This window comes from Aliiroseovarius conchicola (genome assembly GCF_041403445.1).
Lineage (GTDB): Bacteria > Pseudomonadota > Alphaproteobacteria > Rhodobacterales > Rhodobacteraceae > Aliiroseovarius > Aliiroseovarius conchicola.
In genome coordinates this window covers 48,903-73,898 of the sequence record NZ_JBGEHL010000006.1, presented here as the reverse complement: position 1 = coordinate 73,898, position 24,996 = coordinate 48,903, and the positions used below count along the sequence as shown (strand labels likewise).

Here is a 24,996-nt window from a genome sequence, read left to right as displayed (position 1 = left end):
CATTCACCCCAGGATATTCACCACAAGAAAAAAATGATAGTCAGGTGATGCCGAAGCCGGAATAGGGCAGGTAGCGAACCGGTGTGCCCGGAACGATTTCGGCGGCCTCGTCTGGCAGTTCGACAAGGCCGGTGGCCCAGCTTAAGCCAGAGATTCGGCCCGAGCCTTCGGATTTGAAGGCCTCGACTTGGCCGTCATAGGTTAGCCGCGCACGCAGGTATTCGCGGCGGCCGGCTTTTTTTGATTTTGTGAAGGCGGCGGGTAGGGTGATGACTTGAGGCGTCAACCACGACCCACCAGCCAGCACCGAGAACGCGGGCCGCGCGAAAATCAGGGTTGTGACAAGGGCTGCGACGGGGTTACCGGGCAGGCCAAATACCGGCGTGCTCTTCCACTGCGCTAGGGCCAGCGGGCGACCGGGTTTAATCGCAATGCGCCAATGGTGCAGGGAGCCGGTATCTTGCAAAAGCGCAGAGACATGATCTTCGTCACCTGCCGATGCGCCGCCGGATGTGAGGATAACGTCGGTCTTGTTTGCTGCGTCGTCGAGCGCATTTTGCAAAGCGTCTCGATCATCTGGGATATGGCCGAGGTCAACGGACGCGTATCCCCAGCTTTCGATGAGTGACAAAAGCATGGGGCGGTTGGCGTCGTAGGTCCGTGCGGGATTGGCTGTTGTTCCCGGCTCGGCCAGTTCGTCACCTGTTGACAAGACACCGACCCGGAGGCGGGCAAAAACCTTGGCATCTGGAACGCCAAGGGCCGAAAGGAGCGCAATATCGGGCGCACGTAGTTTGTGTCCGGCAGGCAGTGCTAATGCGCCCTTTCTAACATCCTCACCGGCGGCGCGCGCATTTGCGCCGGGCTTGATGCCTGCGGGAAATGTCAGCTGGTTGTGTTCGATGTGGACGTCTTCTTGCAGCACGATTGTATCAACACCCTCGGGCAGCAGGGCCCCTGTCAGGATACGGAGGGCATGGGACGGGGGAACACTTTCAGAGAATGGGGCGCCCGCGGCCGAACGGCCGTCGGTGAGCGGGAGTGTGATTGGATCAGTTTGCGGTAGTGAACCATATGCAAACCCGTATCCATCAACTGCCGAGTTGGCACCGGGCGGGTTTGACCGCGCTGCGTGATGGTCAGCCGAAAGGATGCGGCCGGTAGCACTTGCGACCGCAACGTTTTCGGTTGCGACGACAGGGGCCAGGCGATCTTTGAGGGTTGCGAGCGCATCGTCCACGGGGGTCCAGGTCACGCCGGGTGGTAGGGCAAAGCAGTCATTTGCCAACTTCGTTTGCTGGCGTGGTGCCAGACCGGTGGCCCGTGCGATGAAGGTGGCGATGGCGTCGGTGTCGTTCAGATCGAAGACGGGTGCGTCGATATCTGGCAAAGGCGTGTCACTGGCCACCGCGTGGATTGTATTGTTGCTGCGGGCTAGAAGATCTTCGCCCGTGGCTTTCCGGTGGGCCTCAACTTTTGGGTGGGAAGCGCCTTTGAACCCTTCGACAAGGACCAGATGGCAGGGGGTCAGGCGATCTATCAGGTCGGCAAGCCGTGGTTCATCATCGTCTCGCAGTTCATGCAGGATCGAAACGCGCGCCGAAGACGCCAGTATCACCTCTTGCGCGCCAGCTTGGCGATGCCGATGCGTGTCGGTTCCCGGACGTTCCAAGTCGACCCCATGATGGGTGTGTTTCACAGTCGAGACCTTTAGACCCTGAGCCGTGAAATGCGTGATCAGACGCTCCATCAATCCGGTCTTGCCGGAATTCTTCCAGCCGGTGACACCATAGATTTTCACGGGGTGATCTCCTGCAACGACCTGGCATGGGCAAGGTCTTCCGGGGTGTTCACGTTGAAGAACGGATCAAATGGGTCGGGGTCAAACACAGCGCGCGCTGCGTTGTGCTTTTCCGTCCATAGAACCACCTTGCGAAGCCCATCCGACAGTGCCGCGCGTAGGTCATCACGCAGGTCGACGGGCCATAGCCCAAACGTAGGCTGCCACATTGCACCGCGATCGGGATCGCGCGTTGCAGCCAGCGCTAGAGTGACATTTTGCGCGCTCGCGGCCTTTTCCAATCGGGCAACAAGATCGTGGGGAAAGAAAGGGGTGTCCGCTGCGGCAGTCACCACCTGAGAGGCGCCAAGTTCTGCCGCCCAATCAAGACCTGCAAGCACACCGGCAAGTGGCCCAGCAAACCCTTCGATGCTGTCGGGTAGAACAGGCAGGCCCCAACTGGCGAACCGAGACGCATCACCGTTGGCATTCAGGGCGATGGCTTCGACCTGCGGGGACATTCTGTCGATCACTTGGTCCAGCAAAGTTCCCCCGCCAAGTGGCAGCAACCCTTTGTCACCACCGCCCATGCGCGTCGCTTTCCCACCCGCTAGAATAACGCCGAGTGGTTTGGTCATCCGTCGGCCCCTTTGCGGCGGTGCTTGCTGCTTTCATGCGCCACGTGGGCCGGATCGATGTCGCGGATCAGTCGATCTTCGCCTGACAGGCAGGTAAACCGTTGCCCGCGCATCCGTCCGATTAGGGTGAGGCCGACCTCGCGCGCAATCTCGACCCCCCAAGCGGTGAAACCCGAGCGGGAAACAAGCGTGGGTATCCCCATCTGCGCCGTTTTGATCACCATTTCCGAGGTCAGTCGACCGGTAGTGTAGAGGATCTTGTCGCCACCAGTCACGCCTTCGGACAGCATCCAACCTGCCACTTTGTCGACCGCGTTATGGCGGCCCACATCCTCCATGTAGACCATCGGGCGGTCTTCTTGGCACAACACGGTGCCGTGGATGGCACCAGCGGTTAGGTATAAGGACGGGGTGCGGTTGATCTCGTTGGACAGGGTGTAAAGCCATGACGTCTTCAAGGGTGCCGGGGGCAGTGTCAGCCCTTCAAGCCCTTCCATCATATCACCAAACACGGTTCCGACCGCGCAGCCAGAGGTGCGCGTTTTTCGCGCCAACTTATCTTCGAAATCGGTCTCGTGGGCCGTGCGAACGATCACCGTGTCGATGTCGTCGTCATAGTCCACGCCCGTGATCTCATCTGCTTCCGCCAGCATGCTTTGGTTTTTCAGGAAACCAAGTGCCAGATACTCGGGGTAGTCGCCGATGGTCATGGCGGTCACGATTTCACGGCTATTGAGAAAGATCGTCAAAGGACGCTCTTCAACCACCGAGATCGAGACTTCGGTACCTGTTTCGTCATGGCCAGCAACGGCGCGGGTCAGCCGCTGAGCATCGGGATCAGGGGCGATGATGTAATCGCTGATTTTCTCTGCTTTCGCCAATTGAATCTCCTACCGCTTCGCCGTAAGCGTGAGCCGTAACTTAGGACCCCAACATGACTTCGTCTAACCCCAAAAGACACTTCTTACGAGGCTGCCGCGACGCGCTGCCCTTTATTTTGGTGATTGCGCCGTTCGCTTTACTGTTTGGTGTCGTCGCGACCGAGGCAGGACTAAATGTGGTTGAGGTCATGGGCTTCACAGTATTGGTGATCGCCGGTGCCGCGCAATTTGCTGCGGTCCAACTGATGACCGAAAACGCTCCAACATTGATCGTGATCCTGACCGCATTGGCGGTGAATTTGCGGATGGCGATGTATAGCGCGTCTCTGACGCCATATCTGGGCAAAGCACCGTTGTGGCAGCGTGCGCTGGTGGCTTACGTGATGGTGGATCAAGCCTATGCGCTGTCGCAGATAAAGTTTGAGCAGGAACCTGAACTGACGGTTACAGAGCGGGTCGGATATTATCTTGGGACTGTCGTACCTTTGGTTCCGCTTTGGTATGGCGCGGCCTATGCCGGCGCTGTCGCAGGCGCGCAAATCCCCGCCAGTTTCGCTTTGGATTTCGCACTTCCCATCACGTTTTTGGCCATGATCGCGCCTGCGTTGCGCACGCTCGCACATGTCGCCGCGGCGGTGACATCGGTTGTGTTGGCATTGTTGCTGGCGTGGATGCCGTTTGGGTCTGGCCTATTGTTTGCGGCAATAGCGGCGATGATTGTGGGCGCTCAGGTCGAACTGGTTATGGAACGGAGACAACTCTGATGGAGACAAGCCACACAACCGTTTGGATCATCATTGCCGCGCTCGCCGTGGGAAGTTTCCTGATCCGCTTCAGCTTTTTGGGCCTGATCGGGGATCGCGAGATGCCGGATTGGGTGCTCCGACATTTACGGTATACGCCGGTGGCGGTCTTGCCCGGACTGGTCGCACCGCTTGTTTTGTGGCCGGCCGCGACCGGAGGAATGGTGGATCCAGCACGACTGGCCGCTGCGCTTGTCACATTGTCGGTGGGGTTTTTCAGCCGAAATGTGCTTTACGCCATCCTGTCCGGGGCCGCGACGCTTTACGGGTTGCTGTATATCTTGGGCTGATCGGGATCAGATGCCGCGCGTCAGGATCTCGCCATTCTCTTCTGGATCGTTGTCATAGAACTTGCGCTCGGTGACGCCCGGAAGCGCGCCGAAACTTTTCATGACCTTCTTCGGGAACATCGAAGACGAAATGGATTGGAACCCGGGAAGGCTGCGTAAGATCGCACTTACCGAAGATGCACACTGCGCCTTGGGCACCGCGCCATAACGCTGTACGGCCCGGATCGCCATCTCGGCCACCTGCGGGCTGACGACCAAATCCTGACGAACGACGTGATAAGTCACACGGGCATGATAATCGATGTAAAAGTCGACCGCTTTGTCGGTCATGCCGTGGTGAACATCATGACGCTCAGGCAAGTTGGGGTGGTGCCACGTCCCGGCCGGATCAAAGATCAGTCGTTCCGAGCCGTTAATGAGCAGCGCCGAATGCGCGCCGGCCCCAGATTTGTTGGAAATCACGGTGATGAGCGAGATCATCGGCGGCCCGGCGTGACGGTACTTTGCCTTCGCGACAGCCTCATCGCTGGCCCAGATATTGTCAGCACCGCCGCAAGCCGCAAGGCTTAGTATCAGCGAGAGGGCCATGAACAATCGCAACATCACCAGTTCCTAATTAAAGTTTCGCGTTTACCGATTAGGTGGCGAAGATCGCCAACAGTGCCAGCACCACAAGAATTGCGATAACCGAACGTGTTGAAAACTTTACGAAACCGTTGAAGGCGTTTTCTTGGGCAGTGGTGTCCATCGAACCGAATTTATAGTCAGCCATGATACGTGGTCCTGTTCAAATACTGTGTCGCTCATCCGAATAACTGATTTGTACGGGCCTGTCACGACCCGGTTTTGGCGTCGTCATCCGGCGTGTCGTCGTCTTCAAGCTCGGCGGCCAGACGAAACCCGATGCGATTTGGCGCTTCGCTTTCCACGGCTTTGGGTAGGGCGCGTAGCATAACGGACAATTGGCTGACATGTTGGATCAACTGGGTTTTCGCCCCTTCACCATCGGCACCATAGAAGGTCAACACGTCAGGGTCGAAAAAGCCGATCCCCTCGATCCGAAGCACACCTGCGTCACCGCCGGTGAAGCCCATCGCGACCTCGTGCTCGTTGTCCAACTGTTCTTCGAAGTTCTTGATATAGAGAATCAGCCGCTCGTAGGCCCATTGCGCCGGGCTTTTCTGTTCCAACGGTGTTTCAGCCACCTTTTTGGGCAGTGGATGATCCTCGACCACGACTTTCCCATCCTCGCGGCAGTTCGCAGTATGCGAGCGGGGTTGGTTGATCTTCGCGTTCTCTTTCTTTTTCGCCATAGGGCCTCACTCATACTTCGTGGTGCGTTTCGCTATTAGTTACATACATGTTGGTTGGCGTCACGTCGCGATCGCGTGATCTAAAACGCTGAAAACGCCAAGGATGTCGCGGACAGGACAGCCAAGGGGGATATGTACGTCAAAGCTGGTGCGAAAATCGCGGAGGAACACATGAAAATAGGGTTTGTCGGGCTTGGCAATGTTGGCGGGAAACTGTCTGGCAGTTTGCTGCGAAACGGTTTGGATCTGACGGTGCATGACCTTGATCCTGACCTTGTTGCTGATTTTGTCGAACGCGGAGCAACTGCTGCCGATAGCCCAGCCCAATTGATGCGTGACTGCGATGTGGTGATAACCTGCCTGCCTTCGCCAGCTGCTTGCAATGCTGTGGTCAGCGAGATGCTGGACGAAGTGCGGCCGGGCAAGGTCTGGCTTGAGATGTCCACCACCGACGAAGCCGAAGTGAAGCGACTGGGGGCCGAGGTTATTGCGCGCGGCGGTGACGCGGTGGATTGTCCTGTTTCGGGCGGCTGTCATCGGGCGGATACCGGCAACATCTCGATTTTCGCGGGATGTACGCGTGAGACATTTGAACGTGTCTTGCCTTTGCTGACCACGATGGGGCGGCGCGTCTTGCATACTGGCGATTTGGGCTCAGCCTCGGTCCTGAAGGTGATGACAAACTATCTGGCCACGGCCAATTTGCTGACGTGTTGCGAAGCGATGGTGACCATGAAAGCGGCAGGGATGGACCTTGCGACCACCTATGAAGCGATCAAAATCTCGTCTGGAACGTCTTTTGTTCATGAGACCGAAAGCCAAGTGATCCTGAACGGTTCGCGGGATATTTCCTTTACGATGGACCTTGTGAAAAAGGACATAGGGTTGTTTCAGGAGATCGCGGATCGGGCAGCGGTGCCCTTGGAAATCTCACCCTTGATGGTCGAAATTTTCAATGACGGCATCGCCCGCTATGGCGAACGGGCCATGTCTGACGACATCATTCGGCGACTTGAGGACGCCACCGGTTTGGACATCACCGCCCCCGGCTTCCCAGCTGAAATGGTCGATGATGAGCCGGAAGAGCCGGGCTATGAAGTGGTGCCGCTGGGTAAGGGCTAAGCCCTCTGCCAAAGCCATGCGCCGTCTTCACGCCGCGTTCGTGTAACACGGCCCTCGTGCAGCAAATGGTTGAGGTGGCCAACCGCCTCGACCAGCGCCAGCCCATATTCGCCGCCAGAGATTTGGCGTTTGAACAGGGGTGGAAAGCAGTCGCCCGCCACATGGGGTTCAGCCAAGAACGCTTCCAGTCGGTCGAGCGCGTTATGGTGGTTGGAAATCAGCTGCTTCATCCGCGTCGGCAGGCCTTTGAAGGGCAGCTTGTGACCGGGCAGCACCAATTGATCTGCCGTTGCATACGCTTGAAGCCTTTCGCAGGCCTCGAGCCATTCGCCAACCGGGTCAGCTTCGGGCTCTGTCGCGTAAACGCCCAAGTTCGGGCTGATGGTCGCCAACAACTGGTCGCCGCCGATCACCAGCTCTCCGTCTGTAGACCAAAGCGTCGCATGTTCCGGGGCGTGGCCATTACCGATGCGAACGATCCAATCGTGACCGCCGAAACTGATCTGGCTGCCCTCTTTGATGCGGCGAAATCCCAGGGGCATGTCGGCGACGATGTCGGCGTAGTTGAACGGACGCTCGGACAGGCGTTTTTCGTAAACATCCTTGGCCATGCCAGCAGCACGCCAATAGGCGAGCGTTTCGTCAACCGGCACCATTTGTTCGTCCAAAAGCAGCATCCGCGCAAACAGCCAAGCCGTGCGGGTGGCGATCAGCTCTGCGCCGTGGTCGCGTTGAAACCAACCCGCCAACCCAACATGGTCGGGGTGGTGATGGGTCACGATAACGCGCGTGATGGGCTTGCCACCCATAGGACCCGCCATCAGCGTTTCCCAGATGCGACGGGTACGTTTGCTGTCAAAGCCCGTGTCGACAATCGTCCAGCCGTCCGGGTCTTCAAACGCAAAGACATTCACGTGGTCCAGCGCCATAGGCAGCGGTAGACGCATCCAAAGGACGCCTTTTGCGACGTCAATCGCTTCTCCTTCATCCGGTGCATCTGGAAAGGGGAAGCGCAGTGCAGGGTTTTTTGATTGGCTCACGAAGCAAGGTCTTCCGGGCTGAGCGCATAAAGGCCAGCTGCACCGGTGCGTGCTTGCGCAAACTGGGCGGTATGTTCGGGCAACAGGCGGTTGATATAGAAACGAGCAAGTTCGGTCCGGGTGCCCTTGCCGCCTTCGGCAATCGCCGCGCGCAGGTGGAAATGGGCGCCAAGGACGCGCGCAAAGCCCATCAAGAACGGTACGGCACCTGCAAAACGATCCTGCATGTCGGATTGTTCAACCATCCATTCGGTGGTTTCACGAAGGTCTTCGGCAGCGGACCAGACCGCTTCGGACATATTGGGAAAATCAGCGCGGGCGGCTTCGGCTTGGGCTTCGATTTCGTCCAACAGACGGAATGCAGCCTCGCCTCCATCCATCAACTTGCGACCCACAAGGTCCATCGCTTGGATGCCGTTTGTACCTTCGTAGATCGCAGTAACGCGTACATCGCGGGAATGCTGGGCTGCGCCCGTTTCTTCGATGAAACCCATGCCGCCATGGACCTGTACGCCAAGATGGCTGACAAGCATCCCGACTTCGGTGCCATAGGCTTTGACGATGGGGGTCAGAAGAGCGGCGCGGGATTTCCAGTCGGCATCACCCGTGGCGCGCGCCATGTCGAGCGTCAGGGCCAGCGACATCGCCATCGAGCGTGCGGCGAAAAGCTCGGTCCGCATTTGGGTCAGCATGCGGCGCACATCGGCGAAATCAATGATCGCGCCTGTTCCGTCATCCCCTAGCGGAGTGAGACCTTGCTTGCGCTCCATCGCATAGGCCAGTGCTTCCTGATATGCGCGTTCGCCCACACCGTAGCCCTGAACACCCACACCCATACGGGCGTTGTTCATCATGGTGAACATCGCGGCCATGCCTTTGTGCGGTTCGCCGACAAGCCAACCCGTGGCGCCTTCGAAAGACATCACAGCCGTCGGGCTGCCGTGCAGACCCATTTTGTGTTCAAGGCTGACCACGCGCAGGCCGTTCTTTTCACCCAGATTGCCATCCGCATCGGGGATTAGCTTTGGAACCATGAACAGGCTGATGCCTTTGGTGCCGGGCACGCCGTCGGGCAGGCGGGCCAGGACAAGGTGGCATACGTTTTCGGTGATGTCGTTGTCGCCCCACGAGATGAAGATCTTCTGGCCGGTAACGGCATATGTGCCATCGCCATTATCCTCGGCCTTAGAAGACAGCGCCCCAACATCCGACCCGGCCTGCGGTTCGGTCAGGTTCATCGTGCCAGCCCATTCGCCCGAGATGAGCTTGGGAAGGTATAGCTCTTTCAACGGGTCCGACGCGTGATGCTCCAACGCCTCGATCTGGCCTTGTGTCATCAGCGGGCACAATTGCAGCGAAAGGCAACTGGCGGACATCATGTCGTTGACAGCAGTTTGCAGTGTCAGTGGCAGTCCCATGCCCCCGTATTCTGGGTCCGCTGCCATGCCGATCCAACCGCCCTCTGCGACGGCCTTGTATCCATCCGAAAATCCGGGCGAGGTGCGCACGACACCGTTTTCCAACACAGCTGGATTCAGGTCGCCGTTCCTGTTTAGAGGAGCCAGAATATCTTCGCACATCTTGCCCGCTTCAGACAAAACTGCGGATGCAACATCCGACGTTGCCTCGGCAAACATTTCAGTTTCAGGAAGCTGGTCGTAACCAATGATATGGTCGAACAGGAACTGAAAGTCATCGGTTGTCGCGCGGTAGGTCATGGTCGGTCCTTGGTTGATCTGTTCTTTGGTCGAACAGGCAAATCACTTGGCATCTGGGCAATCGCCCTTTAACTGAGCCTCTATTCCCCATTACCGAAGGTCCGTGGGGCATCAAAGGGAAACGCAGCGTCATGAGTGATGACAGGCTGAAAACTGAAATTCTGAACGCAGATGTGGACGGCATCGCGCGCGCGGCATCTCTGTTGCGCGGTGGAGCGCTTGTGTCTTTCCCAACCGAGACGGTTTATGGCCTTGGGGCCAATGCCACCGATAACCACGCTGTCGCACGTATTTTTGAGGCGAAGAACCGGCCTCAGTTCAACCCGCTGATTGTTCATTTACCCTCGTTGGAAGCGGTCGAGGACTATGCAGTGTTGGAAGGTGCGGCGCTTGACCTTGCCCAAGCGTTCTGGCCCGGCCCGTTGACCTTGGTCTTGCCGCTTAAGCCGAATTCCGGGCTGTCTAAGCTGGTGTCCGCCGGGTTGGAGAGCGTTGCCATTCGTGTGCCAGCGCATCCCTTGGCGCAAGAATTGCTTAAGGAAGCCGGCGTGCCTGTCGCGGCACCTTCTGCCAACCCATCGGGCCGGATCAGCCCATCGACAGCGGGGCATGTTATCAATGGCCTGTCTGGCAAGATCGAGGCCGTTTTGGACGGCGGTCCATGCGACGTAGGGGTGGAAAGCACGATCGTGGGGATCGACCCCACGCCCGTGCTGTTGCGCCCCGGTGGCCTGCCGATTGAGGCACTAGAGGCTGCGCTGGGCGGTCCAATTGCTACGCGACAGGAAAGCGCAACGATCACTGCGCCCGGTCAGTTGTCGTCGCATTACGCGCCCAATGCGATGATGCGACCGAACGCGGAAACCACCATAGCAGGCGAGCGTTTGTTGGGGTTTGGTCATGTCGAGGCTGACCTGAACCTATCCCCGTCAGGTGATCTGGTCGAAGCGGCGGCCAATCTGTTTCAGATGTTACACCAACTAGATGAAGAAGCGGATACGCCAATCGCAGTCTCACCAATTCCGGATCATGGGATGGGGCGGGCGATAAATGACCGTCTGCGCCGGGCAGCCGCCCCGCGCGGATAGACGTTTCAGGCGCTTCCGCCCTCGGCCGATAACAACAGCGGATCAACACCAAGCTTGGCAAGTGCAGCCTTCCATTTGCCGCCATTATCATCGCTAAACACGATGGCTTTTTCGGCGTCACAAGTCAGCCAAGCGTTTTGCTGTAGCTCGTCTTCTAGCTGCCCCGGCGACCACCCAGCGTAACCCAAAGCAGCAAGGCAATCGGCTGGACCTTCCCCATGGGCCATCGCTTCAAGAATATCGCGGGTGGCGGTCATCGAAAACTCGTCGTCGACCTTCATGGTCGAGCCGTCATTGTTATACTCGCCCGAATGCAAAATAAACCCACGGCCACCTTCCACAGGGCCACCAAAAAACACCTCGGTGGCCTTTGTGATCGAGCTTGCGTCGATATCCAGTTGCGACAGGATATCGCCAAGCGAAACCTCGGGTGCTGGTTTGTTGATGATTAGCCCCATGGCACCTTCTGGCGAATGGGCGCACATGAAGACGACCGAGTGTTCAAACCGAGGATCTCCCATGCCGGGCATGGCAATCAGAAGCTTTCCGCTCAGGTCCATGGTGATGTCATCGGTTGCACTCATATCATCAGCAAAGCGTTCGAACGCGGGAAAGGCAAGGCGGAAATCGGGGGAAACGGTAACGTTCTCTCCCCGAAATGTGATTTCACATTGTTGGGGCGGGGTTTATGTATCTGATTATGAATTGGACCTCGACCCTTGCTGCGGCTTTTTTGGCCGTGACCGTATTTTGCGCCCCTGCGTCTGCCCAAAGCGGTCTGCCGCCGGCGATTGAAGATATCGTCGATATCGAGGTGCTGCCCGGTTGGCGTGGGTCAGACGGTCAACATATGGCCGCTTTGCGGATCAGGCTAGCTGATGGGTGGAAAACTTATTGGCGTGCGCCGGGGCAATCCGGCATTCCACCAAGTTTGAACTGGAGCGGGTCAGACAACCTCAAAGGGGTCAAGTTTCATTGGCCGGTGCCGGATGTGTTTGATGTTGGCGGCATGCAAACCATTGGATACGAGCAAGAGCTGGTGCTTCCGATGACGCTTGTGCCGAAGTCTTCGGGCAAACCGATCGCGTTGAGCGGGAAGGTCAACCTCGGTGTGTGTAAGGATGTGTGCATCCCGGCGGATGTCTCGATCTCTGTGGCGCTGCCTGCACAAGGTGCTGGCTCAAAGGCGCCCATCAAACGCGCACTGAGACAGCGTCCAGACACAGCTAAAGAAGCGGGTTTGCGCGGGGCGGTCTGTGATGTCGAACCGATTTCAGATGGGCTGCGAGTCACGGTAAAGATCGACATGCCCAAACTCGGACCAAACGAGGTTGTTGTGGTTGAAACCGCAGACCCCTCGGTTTGGGTGTCTCAGGTATCGACTGCTCGCGAAGGGCGCGCCCTGACGTCAGTGACAGAACTGGTGCCAAGCTCGGGCAAACCGTTCTTGTTGAACCGTTCCGATTTACGGCTGACAGTGCTGGCTGCGGGGCGTGGTGTCGACATACGCGGTTGTACCGGCAGTTAACCTGCCCACACCCAAAGCCCACATTTACGTCGCCAAAGCGCCATTTCCTGCCGCCTTTCCCGTTGCGACTCTGATCACCACTGCATATACCCATGCCTGACGAAGCCCATAGGGCCAGAGAGGTTGGCTGCCGATGATCGACCCAAACGGGGATCGGACGCAGCGTCGTCGAAGACTACGGACAGCCTCTTTGCGCCCAAAAAACCTGCGTAAAAGGATGTCTAAATGACCCGTCTACTACTACTCGCTCTTGGCCTGCTGGCTGGCCCTGCCATCGCCCATCCCGGTCATATCGGAGAGATTGCCGGGCATGGACATATTGGCGGGATCATCCTGATTGGACTGGCCGCCGCAATTGGGCTCTGGGCCGCCCTAAAGGGCTCAAAAAAGGATGAGGCGCAGGGCGACAGCGCTGACGATGCAAGTGAAGATGGGCCGCAGGAGGCATAAGCCATGTCGAAGATTGGTGTAATGATCTGCGGGCACGGCTCGCGTAGCCAGGATGCTGTCGATCAATTCGCGATCCTAGCTGAAAAACTGCCAGCGCTTCTGCCCAAAGATTGGATGACCGACTATGGCTATCTAGAGTTTGCCAACCCGGTAATCCGCGACGGTTTGGATCGTCTGCGCGAAGCTGGATGTGACCGAATTCTGGCCGTTCCGGGCATGTTGTTTGCGGCGATGCACACCAAGAACGACATTCCAACTGTTCTGAACACCTATGCCACCAAGCACGGCATCGACGTAACTTATGGACGCGAGCTGGGGGTTGATCCCAAGATGATCGCCGCCGCTGGCGATAGGGTCAGCGAGGCCGTCGCTAAGGCCAATGCCGAGCATGGCGAAGTGCCTTTGGAAGAGACATGCCTTGTCGTCATTGGACGCGGAGCCTCGGACCCTGACGCGAACGGAAACGTCGCCAAGGTGGCACGGCTTTTGCAAGAAGGGTTGGGGTTTGGCTGGCTTGAAGTAGGCTACTCCGGCGTAACTTTCCCACTGGTTGAGCCCTGCCTGAACCATGTGACTAAACTGGGCTACAAGCGCGTTGTCGTGTTCCCCTATTTCCTGTTCTCAGGCATTCTGATCGACCGGATTTATGGCTTCACCGACAAAGTGGCTGCTGAAAACCCTGACATCGACTTCGTCAAAGCGGGTTACCTGAATGACCACCCGAAAGTGCTGGAAACCTTTGCCGAGCGTGTGACCGAGCAGCTTGGCACCGTCCCGCCACCCAATTGCGGCACTTGTGGTTACCGTACACAAGTCTTGGCGCTGGATGGCGACGAAGAACGCACTATTCCTGTCGAAGATCGCGCGAAGCATCCGGCCTTTGCTGACGTGCCGCCACCCACCTGTGTGATGTGCAAATACCGCGTTGAAGTGCTTGGGTTCGAAGCCGAGGTTGGCGCCATTCAGGAAAGCCACCACCACCATGTTGAAGGGCAGGGGGCGTCCGCGCCAGGCTCGAACGTGGCGGATTGTTCGCTGTGCGATACGTTCTGCACCGGCGAATGTCGTTTGCACATGGGACATCACCACCATCACCACGGTGACGACGACCATCACCACCACGATCATGATCACCACCATCATCACGACCATGACCACGTTCATGCAGAGTACCCTCATGCGAAACACCCGCACGGGCCAGAATCGGCGCGTTCGAAATGAGCGATGGTGGCCGCTCCTCGGGCCCCAATGGGGCCGCTCCGTCGCGCCCCGCGCTCAGGTATGAGCGCGACCCGTCCGCGATCTATGCGCAGTCCTTTGCAACCTTGCGCAAAGAGGCGCGGTTGGATCGGTTTCCTGGTGGTATGGCGGCACTTGCGACACGTGTGATCCACGCGTGTGGGATGGTCGAGGTCGCGGACCGTCTGGCGTTCTCGCAAAACGCCTATGAAGCGGGTCATGAGGCGTTGAAAGCGGGTGCACCGGTGTTTTGCGATTGCGAAATGGTCGGTGCCGGGATCATTCGCCGCTATTTACCCAATCATAACGAAGTGATCGTGACGCTGAATGACCCTAGCGTGCCCGCGCTGGCAAAAGAGATCGGCAACACTCGATCCGCCGCCGCGGTCGAGCTGTGGGTGGAGCGTCTTGAAGGCGCTGTTGTTGCCGTTGGCAACGCACCGACTGCGCTGTTTCACTTGCTCGAACTGATCGACGCCGGTGCACCAAAACCAGCTGTGATCTTGGGCTTCCCGGTTGGGTTCGTGGGGGCAGCTGAAAGCAAAGCTGAACTGGCAGGCAATCCACGCGGCTGTGACTTTGTCGCGCTGCGGGGCCGTCGTGGTGGGTCCGCGATCGCCTCTGCCGCAGTGAACGCGCTTGCCGCCGGACTGCCGGAGGAAAAGATATGACAACCCCTTGGCTTCACATCGTTGGTATTGGCGAAGACGGCATTGCCGGTTTGACACCAGCCACACGCGCGGTCGTTGATGCCGCCGAAGTCATCGTCGGCGGATCGCGCCACCACGACTTGATCGACGGCAATGCGGAGCGTCTTGCATGGCCGTCACCCTTCGACAGCTTGATCGGCGAGCTCACCAAGCGCGAAGGCAAACGGGTTGTGGTTTTGGCGACTGGTGATCCGCTTTGGTACTCGGTCGGCGCAAAGATCGGGCGCCACATCGACCCCGCGCATATCGTTTATCACCCGCAGGTCGGCGCGTTCCAATTGGCTGCCGCTCGGATGGGTTGGTCTATGGCCGATCTGGAAACTCTGACCGTGCATGGCCGCCCGGTCGAGCAGATGATTGCGTTTATCCAACCGGATATCCGTCTTTTGATCCTGACGACCGGGGCCGAGACACCGGGTCAGATTGCACGCTTCCTTTCGGAACGTGGTTTCGGCAAATCACGCATGACAGTGCTGGCCCATATGGGCGGCGATGACGAAGCGCGCTTTGACGGTATTGCCGAAAGTTGGGATCACGAGGTGCCGGAATTCAACACGCTTGCGGTTGAATGCGTGGCCGCCCCTGACGCGGCGCTGTTGCCACGCGTTCCGGGACTGGCAGACAAGCTGTTTCAAAGCGATGGCACAATGACCAAGCAAGAGGTGCGGGCAGTCACATTGGCCAAGCTGATGCCAATGCGCGGTGCATTGCTGTGGGATATCGGCACTGGCTGCGGTTCGATCGCCATCGAATGGATGCGCGGTGCGCGCTATGCGCGGGCGATTGGGATTGAACCTCGTGCTGATCGCCGGGCGATGGCTGCGGCGAATGCGTTGGCGCTGGGTGTGCCGAAGCTCGATCTGGTGGATGGCGAAGTACCAGCAGCGCTTGGTGGGTTAGAAGCGCCAGACGCGATTTTCATCGGTGGGGGGCTGTCGGAAGAGGTGTTCGATGCGGCTTGGGCCGAGCTGAAACCGCTCGGGCGGCTTGTTGCAAACGCCGTGACGCTGGACAGCCAGTCTTTGCTCGTGGCCCTGCATCAAAAACACGGCGGGCAGCTTGTGAAACTGTCTGTTGAGCGCGCCGAGCCCTTGGGCCCGCATCAAGGCTGGAAACCTCTGCGTCCCGTCACTCAGTGGAGTCTGATCAAACGATGAACGGAACGCTGTACGGAGTGGGCCTTGGCCCGGGGGATCCCGAGCTGATGACGCTTAGGGCTGCGCGATTGATCAGCGCCGCGAAAGTGGTCGCTTATCCAACGCTGGAGGGGGGCGACAGCTTTGCGCGATCCATTGCAGCAGATTTGATCCAGAAAGATGCGGATGAGATTGCGATGGATGTGCCCATGACGGTCGAACGTGCGCCAGCGCAGGCGGCCTATGATATAGGCGCAGAGCAAATTGCAGCACGGCTTGAGGCTGGCGACGATGTTGTTGTCCTGTGCGAGGGCGACCCCTTTTTCTACGGCTCGTTCATGTATCTATTCGCGCGTTTGTCCGAACGGTTCGAGACGCAAATTGTGCCCGGCGTTACCTCTGTCACGGCCTGTGCAGCACGCGCGCGCAAGCCATTGGTCGCGCGCAATGAACGCCTGACTGTGCTGCCCGGTCCCCTTCCCGAAGATGAACTGCGCACCCGTATCGAAGGCGCTGAAAGTGTTGCCATCATGAAAGTTGGTCGCCACCTGCCCAAAATTCGGGGTGTGATCGAAGCGCTGGGTCTTGTTGATAAAGCGACCTATATCGAGCGCGCCTCACTGCCCGAAGAAGTTGTCTTACCTCTGTCCGAGGCACCCGAAAAAGCCCCCTATTTCTCGATGATCCTTCTTGCGAAAGGAAATGATCCATGGCTGTGATGCCTGTTGTTGTCTGCCTGAATGCGTCAGGCGAAGCCTTGGCCCACAAGGTCGCATCCCTACTGGGTGCTCAAGTTCATGGGCGTGAGGGGCGGGTCGCGCAAGCCGATGCGTTCTTCCCTAATGCGCTGGACCACGTGCGGATGTTGTTTGCCGCTGGGACGCCGATTGTGGGCGTTTGTGCAGCTGGCATCCTGATCAGAGCGGTCGCGCCGATCCTTGCCAACAAACTGGCCGAGCCGCCCGTTGTGGCCGTTGCCGATGATGGATCAGCCGTTCTGCCTTTGCTGGGCGGACACCGTGGCGCCAATCGTCTGGCATCACAGATCGCCAAGGACATTGGCGCAACGGCTGCCGTGACCACCGCAGGCGACGTGTCGATGGGCGTGGCGTTGGATGAGCCTCCTGTTGGATACCGGTTGGCTAACCAAAAGGACGCCAAAGAGGCGATGGCAGAACTGCTGTCCGGTGCTGGCGTGTCCATCATGGGTGAGAACATCTTTGACATCGAAGATGCAGGGGGTTCGGTCGAACTTGTTGTCTCGGAAGCGCCGGTCGAGACCGGCCCGACCCGTCTGGCCTATCACCCGCAACGCTTTGCGCTGGGAGTGGGCTGCGCGCGCGACGCGGACCCGGCAGAGCTGTGGCAGAACGTGTCCGAGCAATTGGCCGCTGCCAACATCGCCCCTGAAGCGATTGCTTGCGTTACCTCGCTCGGCCTGAAAGCCGATGAGCGTGCGATGAACGATCTGGCGCGCCGTCTGGGCGTGCCGTTCCGCGTGTTCACCGCCGAAGAACTGGAAGCCGAGGCCGCGCGTTTGGCGAACCCTTCGGACGTGGTGTTCGAAGAAGTGGGCTGTCACGGTGTGTCCGAAGGTGCTGCATTGGCGGCCGCTGGACCCGACGCCGAACTGTTCGTCGAGAAGGTCAAAACCGCCAACACCACCTGCGCCATTGCCCGCGCGTCGGAGCCAATCACCGAGATGTGCGGCCGTTCGCGTGGCAAGCTGTCCATCGTCTCGATCGGGCCGGGCCAGCACACATGGCGCACGCCCGAGGCCAGCCATCTGTTGCAGGAGGCCGAGGAATTGGTGGGCTACGGTCTTTACATCGACCTGATCGGCCCGTTGGCTGCCGGCAAGACCCGCTCGGACTTCCCTCTGGGAGGCGAAGAAGACCGCTGCCGCTATGCGCTGGAGCAAGCGGGCAAAGGCAAGAACGTCGCGCTGGTGTGTTCGGGCGACGCGGGTATCTATGCGATGGGTGCGCTGGTTTATGAACTGCTTGACCGTGGTCCGGAGGAAAAAGGCGTATCGGATGCAGCGCGTCGGGTCGAAGTGGTGTCCACCCCCGGTGTGTCCGCACTGCAAGGGGCAGCCGCCCGCGCAGGTGCGCCGTTGGGGCATGATTTCTGTGCCATTTCACTGTCAGACCTATTGACCCATCGCGAGGATATCGTGAAACGCCTTCATGCCGCCGCCGAGGGTGACTTTGTGATCGCTTTCTACAATCCGGTGTCGATGAAGCGTCGGACTCTGCTTGCCGAAGCCCGAGATATTCTGCTGAAGCACCGCCCGGCGGATACGCCAGTGATGTTGGCGTCGAACCTTGGCCGCCCGACCGAGAACATCCGCTATCGTCGCTTGGACGAATTGCAGGTGGATGAAGTCGATATGCTGACCGTTGTTCTGGTCGGATCGTCCAACTCGCGCCTTGCCCAATTGGGTGAAGGCCCCCGCATGTTTACCCCCCGTGGCTATGCCCGCCGCATTGATGGAGACCTGTCATGACCGTCTATTTCATTGGCGCAGGCCCCGGTGATCCCGAACTTCTGACCCTGAAAGCGCAGCGCGTGATTGGTGAGTGCCCCGTGTGTCTTTACGCTGGTTCGCTGGTCCCGCCTCAGGTTGTGGCTTGTGCCCCCGATGACGCCAAAGTCATGGATACGGCTGCGATGACGCTGGACGACACCCATGCCGAGATCAAAGCCGCTCATGCGCTTGGGCAGGACGTTGCCCGTGTGCATTCCGGTGACCCGTCGCTTTACGGTGCAATTGCCGAGCAAATTCGCCGTTTGAAAGCTGACGGGATTGACTATCAGGTCATCCCCGGCGTGCCCGCATATGCCGCCGCCGCTGCTGCTTTGGGCCAAGAATTAACCATCCCCGAGATTGCGCAATCCATCGTTCTGACGCGGATGTCGATGCAATCAACGTCAATGCCCGAAGGTGAAACGCTTGAGAATTTTGCCAAGACCGGTGCGACCCTCGCCATTCATCTTGCCGTGCGCAATATGCGTGAAATCGAGAGAGTCTTGATCCCCTACTACGGCGAAGATTGTCCTGTTGTGGTCGCATATCGCGTTGGGTGGCCGGATGAGATGATGATCCGTGGAACACTTGCTGACATCCGCAAGAAAGTGCGCGCAGAAAAGATCACCCGGACCGCGTTGATCCTTGCCGGACCCGCGCTGGATCGTGGTCGGGACTTCAAAGATTCGGCCCTATACGACCCGGCGAAACCGCATGTGTTGCGCCCCGTCGTCGGTGTTGATCTGGTCGAGGATCACAACACCTGATCCAACAGGGCCGCCACCACGTATTCCTTGCATGCTGTACGCACGTATCGAGGTAAAATCATGAGCCGCCCTGACACTGCTCTTTTGCTCTTCCGTGATGATTTGCGGCTGGCAGATCATCAGGCATTGTCCGCAGCGGTGGCGGTGGGGCATGACTTGGTTCTTGCTTACGTTGTTGATCCAAATGCGCCCTACGCTCCGGGTGGTGCACGTCGGTGGTGGCTGCATCATACACTCGACACCTTGGCACAAGAGGTCCAAAGCCGGGGTGGGCGGCTGGTCTTGCGGTTCGGAGATACCGGCGAAGAGGTCCAGCGCCTTGCCGACGAAACCGGCGCGCGCGCTGTTTATTGGAGCCGTCGCTATACTCCAGACGAAGTTACCGCCGACACGCGGTTGAAGGCCGATCTGACCGCGCGCGGCATTACAGTCCATAGCCATCCAGGCCGGTACCTGTTGGAGCCGTGGCAGGTCGCGACGAAAACCGGAACACCTTTTCGTGTGTTCACACCATTCTGGCGGGCATGTCGGGCGCGGATTGAAGCAGCAGGTCTGGGTGATCCGTTGCCGGTGCCCGCAAACCTTAGATTTGCGAAACCACCTGCATCAGAGCCGTTGGAAAGCCTTAATCTTCTACCGCATTCGCCCGACTGGGCAGCGGGCTTCACCCCGTGCTGGACGCCCGGAGAGGCCGGGGCTTATCGCCAACTTGAGGGTTTTCTTGGTGATGGCGCGGTGGGTTATGCCGAAGGGCGTGATTTTCCGGCGCGTCCAAACACCTCGCGTCTATCGCCCTATTTGCAATCCGGCGCGATCAGTCCCGGCCAGATTTGGGCAGCTACACAACGAGCGGAGCACTTGGGCCGGCTCTCTGGTCGTGACGTCGAGAAGTTTCAGGCAGAGCTTGGGTGGCGCGATTTCTCGGCCCATTTGCTGTTTCATAACCCTGAACTGATGGAAACGGAGTTCCAGCCAAAGTTTCGCGCCTTTCCATGGCGAACTGACCCGGACACGCTGGCAAGATGGCAGGCGGGGCAAACCGGCTATCCCATCGTGGACGCGGGGATGAGAGAGCTTTGGCAGACTGGCTATATGCACAATCGGGTTCGCATGGTCGTGGCCTCGTTTTTAGTGAAACACCTTCGGATTGACTGGCGCGCGGGTCGCGACTGGTTTTGGGACACGTTGGTGGATGCCGATCTGGCGTCGAACACGGCCAGCTGGCAGTGGGTTGCCGGCTGTGGGGCCGATGCCGCACCCTATTTCCGTGTGTTCAATCCTATGACGCAGGCGAGAAAATTCGACCCAGGTGGCACCTATATCCGGCAATATGTGCCAGAACTGTCTCGTCTCCCGAACCGTTACGTCGCGGCCCCGTGGGAGGCACCTGACACAGCTCTTGAAGCCGCGGGCGTGGTGCTTGGCGCAAGCTATCCTGAACCGATGGTTGAACACGCAGCCGCCCGTCGTGCTGCGCTTGAAGCATTCGAAGGATTGTCGACCGCCGATTAAAACCGGTGCTAGGGTACTATCGCTCGACAATCCTCCAAAGCTTTACTTGACCGTTACTATTTCCATGCCATCATTGCTGGGCTTGGAGGTGGACATGTTGGAATTTTTACCCAAAGAGGTGCGCGAGGGCCTGGAAGCTGCGCGTAAGAAAGACCTTAAAAAGAAGAGCCGCCTGCGCATTCGTGTGAATGAAGAGGTGTTCCCAGTGCTGAAATTCTGGGACACGGGATTCGCACTCGATGGCGAACGTGCGCCGCATTTGCGCGGGTTGGTCGACCTCTATGATGGATCGCGCCACCTTTATCAGTGCCTGATCATCGCCTCGGAAGAGGAGGACGGTCAGATGAAATACGAATTCAAGCGCAAGGCAGAGGCGCATGACCAAGTGCCACGGGATTACGCGCGAGAAGAGAGTGCGCCTGTTGCGCTGATCGAAGGGCAAAGTTGATTAGGTTCTAACTGACGATTGGAACGGTTAGGGTCTGATTTCGACCTCGGTTCCAATCGGTGTAACGACCCAAAGCTCTTGTATTTCGTCATTGGACAAGGCGATACAACCGGCAGTCCAGTCATGATTGATTTTCTCTGCGCGCCGACGGCCATTTGGTTGGCCGTGGATGAAAATATCACCTCCGGGGCTTATGCCATCACGCCGAGCACGGGAAATGTCCTCTGGCCGGGGGTAATTTATCCCGAGGGACAGGTGGAACGCGCTTCGGTCGTTGCGACGGTCGATTTGGAAGATGCCTTCGGGCGTTTTGCCATCGCCTTCGATCATCTTGTCGCCTTCTGGTGCGAACCCCAATGCGATCTCATAGCTGCGAACGGGCGCCCCGTTCTGATAGGCGGTGAGCGTGCGTGCGGATTTTTCGATCACGATACGGTCGATCTGACCTGCGATTGGCTCAAGCGTTTGTGGCGGCGCTGGCGGCGCGTATCTGTCCCAAAGCAGCATGCCAACGGCGCCGATCAAAATCAGTAAGCCAATCCGCGACAAAAAACGAAAAAATCTATTCATGTCGCGGGTTTGTGACATGCCGCACCAAGGTGCAAGCTGGTCTTACTCAGTTCTTATGCGTCGGCAAATCTCTGCCCGTTGGGTCTATTGCAGATCGCGAAAGGCGTCTTGCATCCGGGCTACTGCCTCTTCAACGCGTGCGCCTTGTGTGGCGAGGTTGAAGCGCTGGAAACCCTCGCCGCCGGTGCCAAAACCCGGACCTGGGCTGACGGCAATGCGGGCACTGTCCCGGATGCGTGCGATCACCTCGTCATGTGACATGCCGGTTGCCGAAAAATCGACCCAAGCCAGATAGGTGGATTGCAATGGCAGGGATTTCACACCGGGGATGGTGTTGATGCCCTCGTCAAAGATCGTTCTGTTGCGTTGCAGGTGCGCCACCTGTGCGTCGACCCATTCAGCCCCTTTGGGCGAATACGCTGCCGTGATCATCGACAAAGCAATCATTCCGGGGCCGTAGTCCAGCTGGCTGAGCCGCTTCTTCATCGCGGCCCGCAAGGTGGGGTCCGAGATGATCATGTTGCCCGTGCGCTGACCGGCAATGTTGAAGGTTTTTGAGGCCGCAGTCAGTGTTACCAAATGGGATGCCGCTTCGGGAGCTGCAATGGCCGTCGGTGTGAAGGTATTCCCAGGATAGATCAAATCGTGATGGATTTCGTCAGACACCAACAACAGGCCGTTGCGCCGTGCAAAGTCGGCCACCGCGCGCAGTTCCTCGTCCGTCCAGATCCGTCCCGAGGGGTTCTGTGGCGAACACCAAAGAATCATCTTTTCATTCCCGGTCAGACGGGATTGTGCGTCGTCCAGATCAAGCTCGTACCGATCGCCATTCAACGCCAGCGGGCATTCGACGACCTTGCGGTTGTTCTTGCCGACCTTCATTGCAAACTCGTGGTAGACAGGGGTGAAGATCACAACACCATCACCGGGCTCGCTCCAGACATCCAAGCAAAGGGCAATGGCATTACCCAAACCTTGCGAGGTTAGTATCCAGTCGGGATCGACCTCCCAGTTATGGCGCGTTTTCATCCACCAAGCGACCGCGTTCAGATAGTCGGGATGCTCCCACGAGTATCCAAACACGCCATGCTCGGCTGCGTGTTTGATTGCGTCGATCACGCAGGGCGCGGTGGGGTAGTCGCTGTCGGCGGTCCACATCGCCAAGCCATCTGACGCGGACACGCCGAACAGCGCCTCCATCTTATCCCATTTGGTGGAGTTCGTGCCGCGGCGGTCTACGATCTGGTCAAAATTCATCTTGTTTCCTTCTTTCCGGCACGGTAGCGGTTTGAGACCGCGAGGCAAGGGTGCGTGGCTGGCTGTTCGTCGGGCGAAAGTTCTGATATTTAAACACATTGATCAACAAAGTTCTGCACTTGTCGGCTATTATGGGAAAATATTCAGGTTTGTTGAGCCAATCGGGGCATATTTCCCGTATGAGTTGGCAATCGCTACCCCTCGCAAAACAACCGCCCCATTGCGCCAGCCAATTCCATAGCCTAAATCCACCGCATGAGCATTAGACCCATCCTTATCCACCCCGATCCTCGGCTAAAAAAAGTGGCCGATACTGTGCCTGATCTGTCTGACGATCTGCGTCAGCTGGCAGATGACATGTTGGAGACCATGTATGACGCGCCCGGTATTGGCCTGGCTGCGCCTCAGGTCGGGGTGCTCACGCGCCTGATCGTTCTGGATTGCGTGCGCGATGAAAGTGAACCCGCGCAACCGGTGATCATGTTCAATCCCGAGGTCATCCAATCCTCGGATGATCTGAATGTCTATGAAGAGGGCTGCCTGTCGATCCCGGAACAGTATGCTGAAGTGACCCGCCCGAAAGAAGTTAGCGTGCGTTGGTTGGATCGGGATGGAAATGTGCAGCAACAGGATTTTGACGGGTTGTGGGCGACATGCGTACAGCACGAAATTGATCACCTAAACGGCAAACTTTTCATCGATTACCTGAAGCCGCTGAAACGCCAGATGATCACGCGCAAGATGCAAAAGCTGAAACGAGAGCTGGCGCGGACGTGACCCATCGCCCGTTTCTGAAATACCCCCACAAATGCCTGCGTACCGCCGCAGACCCGGTTGAGATCATCACTGATGAAACGCGTGCCATTTGGGATGAGATGATCGAGGCTATGGACGCCATGCCTGGCGTTGGTCTTGCTGCGCCTCAGATTGGGGTGATGCAACGGCTGGCGGTCGTCGATGCCTCGGATGAGCGCGGCAAGGCTGTGCGCATGGCGAATCCGGAAATCCTGCACCAGTCCACTCAGCTTCGCGACCACGAAGAAGCCAGTCCGAACTTGCCGGGTGTGTCGGCTGCGATCAGACGCCCGCGTGCTGTCACTGTACGATTCCTGAACGAACAGGGCGAGGTGGAAGAGAAAGACTTTGTCGGTATATGGGCCACGTCGGTCCAGCATCAGATTGATCACCTCAATGGTCGCATGTATTTCGACAATCTATCGAAGATGAAACGCGACATGCTGGTCAAGAAGGCAAGGAAGCTGGCAAGATGAGACTGGTGTTCATGGGATCGCCCGATTTCTCGGTGCCCGTACTTGAGGCGTTGGTCGCCGCTGGGCACGAGATTGCGGCGGTCTATTGCCAGCCACCCCGTCCTGCAGGGCGCGGAAAGAAGGATCGGCCCGGTCCGGTTCATGTTCGCGCCTTGGAGTTGGGGCTCGAGGTCCGGCATCCTGCTTCCCTAAAGGATGCTGAGGAACAAGAAACATTTGCAGCTTTAGGTGCGGATGCGGCAGTTGTCGTTGCCTATGGCCTTATCCTTCCGCAAGCCATCCTTGATGCCCCGGTACTTGGCTGCTTGAACATTCATGCTTCACTTCTTCCGCGCTGGCGGGGTGCTGCACCGATCCACCGCGCCATCATGGCGGGGGATGCAGAGACGGGCGTTTGCATCATGCAGATGGAGGCAGGGCTGGATACCGGCCCGGTTCTGCTGCGTGAAGCGACCCCGATTGGTGCACAGGAAACCACGGCCGGGCTTCATGACCGATTATCGGCGATAGGTGCCCGTCTTGTCGTCGATGCGCTTGGGCGGATTGCTGCCCTGACGCCAGAGCCACAGCCAGAGGAAGGCGTGACATACGCTCAGAAAATCGACAAGTCTGAGGCGCAAGTAGATTGGTCGCGATCTGCGTCCGAGGTTGACCGCCATATTCGCGGGTTGTCTCCCTTCCCCGGTGCCAAGTGTCTAATCGCGGGCGAGCAAGTCAAACTGTTGGCGTCGCGGCTGGCCGATGGAACGGGTGAACCAGGCGAGGTGCTTCATGGTTTGACGATTGCCTGCCAATCCGGTGCAGTGGACATCCTGAAAGCACAGCGTCCCGGTAAACGCGCGATGGATGCCGAGGACTTTCTGCGCGGGTTTGACATGCCAAAAGCCATTGGCTGAAGCACAGTA

General features: G+C 58.3%; 28 protein-coding genes. 17 read left to right on the top strand and 11 right to left on the bottom strand.

Annotation, left to right across the window (positions count from 1 at the left end):
• Positions 1–40: 40 nt before the first annotated feature.
• From V6N04_RS11845 to V6N04_RS11835, 3 genes are read right to left on the bottom strand one after another with little or no spacing between them, the layout of a single operon-like run.
• Complete coding sequence (locus tag V6N04_RS11845; protein ID WP_371170382.1) at positions 41–1,801, bottom strand: bifunctional molybdopterin-guanine dinucleotide biosynthesis adaptor protein MobB/molybdopterin molybdotransferase MoeA; 1,761 nt, start codon at positions 1,799–1,801, stop codon at positions 41–43.
• A complete protein-coding gene (gene mobA / locus V6N04_RS11840) occupies positions 1,798–2,418 on the bottom strand; it encodes a molybdenum cofactor guanylyltransferase MobA (protein ID WP_371170381.1) in 621 nt (206 codons plus the stop codon). Before mobA ends, V6N04_RS11845 begins: the two co-directional genes overlap by 4 nt.
• Positions 2,415–3,305 carry a formate dehydrogenase accessory sulfurtransferase FdhD gene (locus V6N04_RS11835; protein WP_371170505.1) on the bottom strand — a complete coding sequence of 297 codons (891 nt, stop codon included), beginning with the start codon at positions 3,303–3,305 and terminating at the stop codon, positions 2,415–2,417. Before V6N04_RS11835 ends, mobA begins: the two co-directional genes overlap by 4 nt.
• Before the next feature lie 47 nt (positions 3,306–3,352).
• Between V6N04_RS11835 and V6N04_RS11830 the strand changes: the two genes are divergently transcribed.
• Together V6N04_RS11830 and V6N04_RS11825 are read left to right on the top strand one after the other, a co-directional pair.
• Complete coding sequence (locus tag V6N04_RS11830; RefSeq protein ID WP_371170380.1) at positions 3,353–4,063, top strand: AzlC family ABC transporter permease; 711 nt, start codon at positions 3,353–3,355, stop codon at positions 4,061–4,063.
• The gene (locus tag V6N04_RS11825) at positions 4,063–4,392 is read left to right on the top strand and encodes an AzlD domain-containing protein (RefSeq protein ID WP_371170379.1); all 330 of its coding nucleotides are present in this window, start codon (positions 4,063–4,065) and stop codon (positions 4,390–4,392) included. Before V6N04_RS11830 ends, V6N04_RS11825 begins: the two co-directional genes overlap by 1 nt.
• Positions 4,393–4,398: 6 nt before the next feature.
• Here V6N04_RS11825 and V6N04_RS11820 read toward each other — a convergent pair whose 3' ends face one another.
• The 3 genes from V6N04_RS11820 to V6N04_RS11810 all read right to left on the bottom strand — a co-directional run bounded on the left by V6N04_RS11820 (position 4,399) and on the right by V6N04_RS11810 (position 5,705).
• Positions 4,399–4,995 carry a hypothetical protein gene (locus V6N04_RS11820; protein ID WP_371170378.1) on the bottom strand — a complete coding sequence of 199 codons (597 nt, stop codon included), beginning with the start codon at positions 4,993–4,995 and terminating at the stop codon, positions 4,399–4,401.
• A 34-nt stretch (positions 4,996–5,029) separates the two neighbouring features.
• On the bottom strand, positions 5,030–5,164 hold the full coding sequence (locus V6N04_RS11815; protein ID WP_371170377.1) for an aa3-type cytochrome c oxidase subunit IV: 135 nt from the start codon (positions 5,162–5,164) through the stop codon (positions 5,030–5,032).
• A 61-nt stretch (positions 5,165–5,225) separates the two neighbouring features.
• Entirely contained in the window at positions 5,226–5,705 is a 480-nt protein-coding gene (locus V6N04_RS11810; protein ID WP_371170376.1) for a DUF6173 family protein, read from the bottom strand.
• Positions 5,706–5,876: 171 nt separating this feature from the next.
• Here V6N04_RS11810 and V6N04_RS11805 point away from each other — a divergent pair, with 171 nt between their 5' ends.
• Positions 5,877–6,827: an NAD(P)-dependent oxidoreductase gene (locus tag V6N04_RS11805; RefSeq protein WP_371170375.1), complete on the top strand. Its 951-nt coding sequence runs from the start codon at positions 5,877–5,879 to the stop codon at positions 6,825–6,827.
• Here V6N04_RS11805 and V6N04_RS11800 read toward each other — a convergent pair.
• Positions 6,824–7,867 carry an MBL fold metallo-hydrolase gene (locus V6N04_RS11800; RefSeq protein ID WP_371170374.1) on the bottom strand — a complete coding sequence of 348 codons (1,044 nt, stop codon included), beginning with the start codon at positions 7,865–7,867 and terminating at the stop codon, positions 6,824–6,826. The two genes, V6N04_RS11805 and V6N04_RS11800, sit on opposite strands and share 4 nt — an antisense overlap.
• Positions 7,864–9,585 (bottom strand): acyl-CoA dehydrogenase family protein, encoded by a 1,722-nt coding sequence (locus V6N04_RS11795; RefSeq protein WP_371170373.1) that lies wholly within the window; start codon positions 9,583–9,585, stop codon positions 7,864–7,866. Before V6N04_RS11795 ends, V6N04_RS11800 begins: the two co-directional genes overlap by 4 nt.
• A 131-nt stretch (positions 9,586–9,716) precedes the next feature.
• On the opposite strand from V6N04_RS11795, the gene V6N04_RS11790 reads away from it, so the two are divergent.
• The gene (locus tag V6N04_RS11790) at positions 9,717–10,673 is read left to right on the top strand and encodes an L-threonylcarbamoyladenylate synthase (RefSeq protein WP_371170372.1); all 957 of its coding nucleotides are present in this window, start codon (positions 9,717–9,719) and stop codon (positions 10,671–10,673) included.
• Between the two features lie 5 nt (positions 10,674–10,678).
• On the opposite strand, the gene V6N04_RS11785 is transcribed toward V6N04_RS11790, so the two are convergent.
• The gene (locus V6N04_RS11785) at positions 10,679–11,257 is read right to left on the bottom strand and encodes a YqgE/AlgH family protein (RefSeq protein WP_371170371.1); all 579 of its coding nucleotides are present in this window, start codon (positions 11,255–11,257) and stop codon (positions 10,679–10,681) included.
• Positions 11,258–11,361: 104 nt separating this feature from the next.
• On the opposite strand from V6N04_RS11785, the gene V6N04_RS11780 reads away from it, so the two are divergent.
• The 10 genes from V6N04_RS11780 (at position 11,362) to V6N04_RS11735 (ending at position 20,993) form a co-directional block, all read left to right on the top strand.
• On the top strand, positions 11,362–12,201 hold the full coding sequence (locus tag V6N04_RS11780; protein WP_371170370.1) for a protein-disulfide reductase DsbD domain-containing protein: 840 nt from the start codon (positions 11,362–11,364) through the stop codon (positions 12,199–12,201).
• A 225-nt stretch (positions 12,202–12,426) separates the two neighbouring features.
• Positions 12,427–12,651 (top strand): DUF6732 family protein, encoded by a 225-nt coding sequence (locus tag V6N04_RS11775; RefSeq protein WP_371170369.1) that lies wholly within the window; start codon positions 12,427–12,429, stop codon positions 12,649–12,651.
• 3 nt (positions 12,652–12,654) lie between these two features.
• On the top strand, positions 12,655–13,872 hold the full coding sequence (locus tag V6N04_RS11770; protein ID WP_371170368.1) for a sirohydrochlorin chelatase: 1,218 nt from the start codon (positions 12,655–12,657) through the stop codon (positions 13,870–13,872).
• Positions 13,869–14,561 carry a precorrin-8X methylmutase gene (locus V6N04_RS11765; protein WP_371170367.1) on the top strand — a complete coding sequence of 231 codons (693 nt, stop codon included), beginning with the start codon at positions 13,869–13,871 and terminating at the stop codon, positions 14,559–14,561. Before V6N04_RS11770 ends, V6N04_RS11765 begins: the two co-directional genes overlap by 4 nt.
• Positions 14,558–15,757 carry a precorrin-6y C5,15-methyltransferase (decarboxylating) subunit CbiE gene (gene cbiE, locus V6N04_RS11760; protein WP_371170366.1) on the top strand — a complete coding sequence of 400 codons (1,200 nt, stop codon included), beginning with the start codon at positions 14,558–14,560 and terminating at the stop codon, positions 15,755–15,757. Before V6N04_RS11765 ends, cbiE begins: the two co-directional genes overlap by 4 nt.
• A complete protein-coding gene (gene cobI, locus V6N04_RS11755) occupies positions 15,754–16,455 on the top strand; it encodes a precorrin-2 C(20)-methyltransferase (RefSeq protein WP_371170365.1) in 702 nt (233 codons plus the stop codon). The genes cbiE and cobI overlap by 4 nt, the downstream gene beginning before the upstream one ends.
• Positions 16,446–18,245 (top strand): precorrin-3B C(17)-methyltransferase, encoded by a 1,800-nt coding sequence (cobJ, locus tag V6N04_RS11750; protein ID WP_371170364.1) that lies wholly within the window; start codon positions 16,446–16,448, stop codon positions 18,243–18,245. Before cobI ends, cobJ begins: the two co-directional genes overlap by 10 nt.
• Positions 18,242–19,033: a precorrin-4 C(11)-methyltransferase gene (gene cobM / locus V6N04_RS11745; protein WP_371170363.1), complete on the top strand. Its 792-nt coding sequence runs from the start codon at positions 18,242–18,244 to the stop codon at positions 19,031–19,033. Before cobJ ends, cobM begins: the two co-directional genes overlap by 4 nt.
• A 60-nt stretch (positions 19,034–19,093) precedes the next feature.
• Complete coding sequence (locus V6N04_RS11740) at positions 19,094–20,545, top strand: cryptochrome/photolyase family protein (RefSeq protein WP_371170362.1); 1,452 nt, start codon at positions 19,094–19,096, stop codon at positions 20,543–20,545.
• Positions 20,546–20,639: 94 nt separating this feature from the next.
• On the top strand, positions 20,640–20,993 hold the full coding sequence (locus V6N04_RS11735) for a hypothetical protein (protein ID WP_371170361.1): 354 nt from the start codon (positions 20,640–20,642) through the stop codon (positions 20,991–20,993).
• A 27-nt stretch (positions 20,994–21,020) separates the two neighbouring features.
• Here V6N04_RS11735 and V6N04_RS11730 read toward each other — a convergent pair whose 3' ends face one another.
• Positions 21,021–21,500, bottom strand: coding sequence for a L,D-transpeptidase family protein (locus V6N04_RS11730; protein WP_371170360.1), 480 nt, complete (start codon positions 21,498–21,500; stop codon positions 21,021–21,023).
• A 147-nt stretch (positions 21,501–21,647) separates the two neighbouring features.
• Positions 21,648–22,820, bottom strand: coding sequence for a MalY/PatB family protein (locus V6N04_RS11725; protein WP_371170359.1), 1,173 nt, complete (start codon positions 22,818–22,820; stop codon positions 21,648–21,650).
• A gap of 255 nt (positions 22,821–23,075) precedes the next feature.
• Between V6N04_RS11725 and def (V6N04_RS11720) the strand changes: the two genes are divergently transcribed.
• The 3 genes from def (V6N04_RS11720) to fmt are packed head-to-tail and all read left to right on the top strand — an operon-like array spanning position 23,076 to position 24,987.
• Positions 23,076–23,597, top strand: coding sequence for a peptide deformylase (gene def / locus V6N04_RS11720; protein ID WP_371170358.1), 522 nt, complete (start codon positions 23,076–23,078; stop codon positions 23,595–23,597).
• On the top strand, positions 23,594–24,091 hold the full coding sequence (gene def, locus V6N04_RS11715; RefSeq protein WP_371170357.1) for a peptide deformylase: 498 nt from the start codon (positions 23,594–23,596) through the stop codon (positions 24,089–24,091). Before def (V6N04_RS11720) ends, def (V6N04_RS11715) begins: the two co-directional genes overlap by 4 nt.
• Positions 24,088–24,987, top strand: a complete 900-nt coding sequence (gene fmt / locus V6N04_RS11710) for a methionyl-tRNA formyltransferase (RefSeq protein ID WP_371170356.1) — start codon at positions 24,088–24,090, stop codon at positions 24,985–24,987. Before def (V6N04_RS11715) ends, fmt begins: the two co-directional genes overlap by 4 nt.
• Positions 24,988–24,996: the final 9 nt, after the last annotated feature.